We start from the raw sequence: 5,115 nt of genomic DNA on the forward strand, positions 1-5,115 counted from the left end.
ATTAATTTACCATCCAAACAAATATCAGAGGTACCAAAAAACCAAATTAATAATACTTTATTCTTTTTTCATTTTTTTAAAAATTTATTTAAAATAAATATATCTATATATAAATAAAAAAATTATATTACAAATATTTTTTATATTAATTTAATATTTATAAAGTTTAAAATATTAGTAATTTAAAAATCTTGAAAAAAGTATTAATTTCTTTATTATAAAAAAGTTATATATTTTTAATAATATAATTAATTGAAATGAATAAAAATAAATTTTATATCACAACTACCTTACCTTATGTAAATGCAACTCCTCATATAGGACATGCATTGGAATTTATACAAGCTGATATTATAGCAAGATATAAAAGAAAAAAATTATGAAAAGAAAATGTTTTTTTTAATTTATGAACTGACGAACATTGATCAAAAATTCACCAAAAATCACAAGAAGAATGAATTAGTACTCAAGAATTTGTAGATAAATATTCAAATCAATTTAAAGATTTTTGTAAAAAATTTGATATTGAATATGATTTTTTTTATAGAACTTCTGCTGATTATCATAAAAAACATGTTTACAAAATATGGAATCATTGTTTACAAAAATGAGATATTTACAAAAAAAAATATTCTGCAAAATATTGTGTAGGTTGTGAAGAATTCAAAACTGAAAAAGATTTGATAAACTGAAAATGTCCTATTCATCAAAAAGAATGTATAACTATAAGTGAAGAAAATTATTTTTTTGCTATTAGTAAATATAAAGAAAAAATGCTTGAATATTTGGAAAAAAATCCTAATATACTTAGTCCTAAATCCAAAATTAATGAACTAAAAAATTTTGTAAAAGATATTCAAGATATTAGTATTTCTAGAAGAAAAGAAAAAATGCCTTGGTGAATAGAAGTCCCAAATGATAATGAACAAGTTATTTATGTTTGGTTTGATGCTTTGACAAATTATATATGAACTATTGATTATGCTAGTGATAAAAATAATTTTGAACAATGGCGACCTTGAATACAAATTTTTGGACCAGATAATTTAAGATTTCAATGATGAATTTGGCAAGGAATGTTGGCAGGTGCTGATTTGGATTTCTCAAAAAAACTTTTGATGCACGGCTATATTCTAGACTGAAAATGACAAAAAATGTCAAAATCTCTCTGAAATGTTGTTTCTCCTTTTGAGCAATTGGAAAAATATTGATCTGAATATATTAGATTTTATTTATGAGCTTATTTAAATACTTTTTGAGATTGAAATTATCAAGAAGAAGAATTAAAAGATGTAATTAATTCAAGATTAGCTGATAATTTTTGAAATTTATTGAGTAGAGTTGTAAATTTGGCAAATAAAAAATGAGTAAAAATTAATGATTTTGAAAAAATTGAAAATGAATTTAAAAATAAAGTTGATAATATCAAAAAAAATACTTTGAATTTGATGGATAATTTTGAATTATCTTCTGCTTTTAATGAAGTTCACAAACTAGCGATTTTGGGTAATTGATATATTAATGATATAGCCCCTTGGGAAAAAAATAAAGATCAAAAACAAATTCAAATTTGTTTGAATAATTTATCTTATTTACTTTCAATCTTGATAGATTTGTATGAACCAGTAATTCCTAAATTTTGTTATGAAGCTAAAAAAAGCTTGGAAAATATAGAAAAAATTGTTTTATTTAAAAAATTAGATTAATTTACAAATGGGAAAAACAACTTTATGAATAATATTGGATCAAAAAAATAATAAAATACTTTTGTGTATGAAAAAAAGATGATTTGGAGAATGACTTTGGAACGGACCTTGATGAAAACTTGAAAAAGAAGAAAATATAAATGATTGAATAATAAGAGAAACTTATGAAGAAACATGATTAATTATTAAAAATGAAGATTTGGAAAATTTTGGAGTTTTACATTTTTATTTTAATAATAATTCAAATTGGGATCAAGATGTATATTTATTTGTAATTAAAAAATTTGCTTGAGAATTGATAGAAACTGAGGAAATGAAACCTAAGTGGTTCAATATCGAAGATATACCATACAATCAAATGTGGGAAGATGATATTATCTGGTTGCCAAAAGTATTAAATTGAGAAATTGTAGAATATGATTTCATATTTTGAGATAATAACAAAATGATAAATTATAAAAAATATTAATATAAAAAATTAACTTCAAAAAGATTTGAAATTTTACAGTTTATTATTTATAATAAAGCTTATTATATTTTTATATAAAATATATATTATAATGTATAACAAATGATATGAACAAGTTTTGGAAAATTTAAAAAAATCTTTGGAATATAAAATATATTCAATTTTTTTGTTTGATAAATTTGAAAAAGATGAAATTATAAAATCTATAATTACTATAAATGATGTTAATATTTTATATAATATAGAAATAATGCTTGATTCTGTATTAAGTTCATTATGAAAATTTACAAATAAACTTATAGATTCTTTTGATGAAAATGAATTACAAGAATTTAAAAAATCTTTATCTATTGATTTAATACAAAAATCTAAATCTGAACAAAAAAATCTTTTGGAACAACTTAATATTGATTTAGATAAAGAAATAAATATATAATAATTATTTTAATTAATTACAAAAATAAAATGTCATTCTCAGAAAATTTTGATAATAATTTGGAATCTAATGAAGTAATTGAAGATATTGTATCTCAATGATTAATTTGAGATAAGTCTGGTGATATATTAAAATCTAAATCTAAAGATTTGGAAAATGATCCCGAATTTTTGGAGATTAAAAATAAAATATCTGAATTAAAAAAATATATAAAAAATAATGATATAAAATAATAAAATAAAGATTAAGATTTTACTTTAAATATACAAATTTAATCATTTTATATAAATTAAATAAACTAATAAATATGTACCAAAAATTAATTGAAAATATGAAAGAATTAAAAAATTTATGAAATATGCAAGCAATTTTGATTTGGGATATGGAAACTTATATGCCAAAATTAGCGAGTAATGATAGATGAGAAGTATTGGCAAGTTTAGCAAAAATTGAACATGAAAAATTGATTGATGAAAATTTATTTTCTTTAATTAAAGACTTAAAAAAAGATAAAAATCTTGATAAAAAACAATCTCAAAATGTAAACATAATTTATAATGATATACAAAAAATTAGAAAATTACCAAGCAAATTGGTACAAGATATAGCAATACAAGAAGCTAGAACTTCTAGTGCTTGGAAAAAAGCAAGAGATGAAGAAAATTTTGATATTTTTGCTGAAGAATTTGAAAAGTTTTTGAAACTTAGAAAAGAACAAGCTGAATATATTTGATATGAAAATAATATTTATGATTTCTTTATAGATAAATTTGATCCTTGAACAAAAACAAATGATATAGAAAATATTTTTTCGCAACTTAAACCAAAACTTTTAAAATTAATCTCAAAATTATCAAATTCAAATTATACAAAACAAATTGATAATATTAAATTTGATTCACAAAAACTTTTTGAATTATGTAAAGAGTTATTGAAACAAATTTGATACAATTTTGATAATTGAAGACTTGATATATCTACTCATCCTTTTACTATTCCACTTAGTGCAAATGATGTAAGAATTACTACTAGAACAAAAGCTTGATCCATTACAGATAGTGTTATGAGTACTATTCATGAAATGGGACATGCAATTTGTGAATTATGAACAAATAAAAATGATATATGATTACCATCATGAGAAATTAGATCTCTTGCTATTCATGAATCTCAAAGTATGATTTGGGAATTATACATTGCCAAAAATCCAGTATTTTGGAATACTTTCTTTCCTCTATTAAAAAAATTTTTTCCAAATGAATTATCAAATATAAATCAAAATGATTTCATAAAAGAATTACATTATGTAAAACCAAGTTTAATAAGAACTAGTGCTGATCAACTAACTTATCATATACATATAATTATTAGATATGAAATTGAAAGATTATTGCTTGATAACAAAATAAAAGTTAAAGATATGCCACAAATTTGGAATAAAAAATATAAAGAATATTTATGATTAGAAGCAAAAAATCTTAAAGAATGAGTTTTACAAGATATACACTGGTCTCAAGCTGAATTTTGATATTTTCCTACTTATTCATTAGGTAATATGTATGCATCATGGATATATCAAAATCTTGATAAAGATTTATGAGGTGTAGATAAATATATTGAAAATAAAGATTTTGATACAATTATTTGATGGTTAAATAAAAATATTCATCAAAAATGAAGTTTAGAATCATCTTTAAATATTATAAATTCATTATCTAAAGATAATTTTGATATAGATTTTTATATATCTTTTATGGAAAATAAATATAAATCATTGGATTTAATAAATTAATAAAAAAAATAAATATCTTGATGTTAAGAAGAACTATAATTAATCTTTAATTACATTAAGATATTTTTTTATCAAAAAATCCTTGATTTAAACTCATCTTTGTAAACAAAAAATAGTTAGTTTTGTAGTGGCGAGTATTGTTGTATTTTCTCTTGAAATTATGATTTTTTTTATTATATATAAAATATATTATTTTTTATCTTTTATTATTTTAAGTGGTAATAATTATAATATGTTTATTAAAAAAAGTACTCGCAAATATAATTGAAAAACTTATATCACTCATTATCTTGTTGAATCTTTTAGAGATAAAGATACAAAAAAAGTAAAACATAGAAATATAGCTAATCTTTCTGAATTACCTCCAAAATCTTTATTAGCTCTTAAAGAATCTCTTAATTGGAATACTTCTAATGTTAGTAAGCACAAAATAGAAGATTTGGAAGTTATTGGAACGAAACAATATTGAAGTATTACTATTTTTCAAAAAATATTTGACAATATTTTTTGAAAAATAATTTGAAAAAAAATGTATAGATTATGCAATGGATTATATTTACAAATTTCCTAAAACAGAATCACAACTTAAAACTCAATTATTTAAAAAATGATATAATGATAAAGAAATAGAAATAACAATAACATTACTTAAATCTAAAAATTATCTAAATGATAAAAATTATTGCGAAATTTATTTCAATTCAGAATGTGT

At 20.3% G+C, this 5,115-nt stretch carries 6 protein-coding genes; all 6 read left to right on the plus strand.

Translation table 25 applies throughout. The features are described from left to right. The first annotated feature begins 257 nt into the window (after positions 1 to 257). The 6 genes from VAMP_RS04375 (at position 258) to VAMP_RS04400 (ending at position 4,974) form a co-directional block, all read left to right on the plus strand. A complete protein-coding gene (locus VAMP_RS04375; RefSeq protein WP_213349727.1) occupies positions 258 to 1,706 on the plus strand; it encodes a methionine--tRNA ligase in 1,449 nt (482 codons plus the stop codon). Positions 1,707 to 1,713: 7 nt separating this feature from the next. Then, complete coding sequence (locus VAMP_RS04380) at positions 1,714 to 2,175, plus strand: 8-oxo-dGTP diphosphatase (protein ID WP_213349729.1); 462 nt, start codon at positions 1,714 to 1,716, stop codon at positions 2,173 to 2,175. A 91-nt stretch (positions 2,176 to 2,266) separates the two neighbouring features. Beyond that, positions 2,267 to 2,611, plus strand: coding sequence for a hypothetical protein (locus tag VAMP_RS04385; RefSeq protein WP_213349731.1), 345 nt, complete (start codon positions 2,267 to 2,269; stop codon positions 2,609 to 2,611). 29 nt (positions 2,612 to 2,640) lie between these two features. Beyond that, the gene (locus VAMP_RS04390) at positions 2,641 to 2,844 is read left to right on the plus strand and encodes a hypothetical protein (protein ID WP_213349734.1); all 204 of its coding nucleotides are present in this window, start codon (positions 2,641 to 2,643) and stop codon (positions 2,842 to 2,844) included. 74 nt (positions 2,845 to 2,918) lie between these two features. After that, positions 2,919 to 4,403: a carboxypeptidase M32 gene (locus VAMP_RS04395; RefSeq protein ID WP_213349736.1), complete on the plus strand. Its 1,485-nt coding sequence runs from the start codon at positions 2,919 to 2,921 to the stop codon at positions 4,401 to 4,403. 232 nt (positions 4,404 to 4,635) lie between these two features. Then, positions 4,636 to 4,974: an IS1634 family transposase N-terminal domain-related protein gene (locus VAMP_RS04400; protein WP_213349738.1), complete on the plus strand. Its 339-nt coding sequence runs from the start codon at positions 4,636 to 4,638 to the stop codon at positions 4,972 to 4,974. Positions 4,975 to 5,115 lie beyond the last annotated feature (141 nt).

The sequence above is a fragment of the Candidatus Vampirococcus lugosii genome (genome assembly GCF_018420025.1).
Lineage (GTDB): Bacteria > Patescibacteriota > Gracilibacteria > Absconditabacterales > Absconditicoccaceae > Vampirococcus > Vampirococcus lugosii.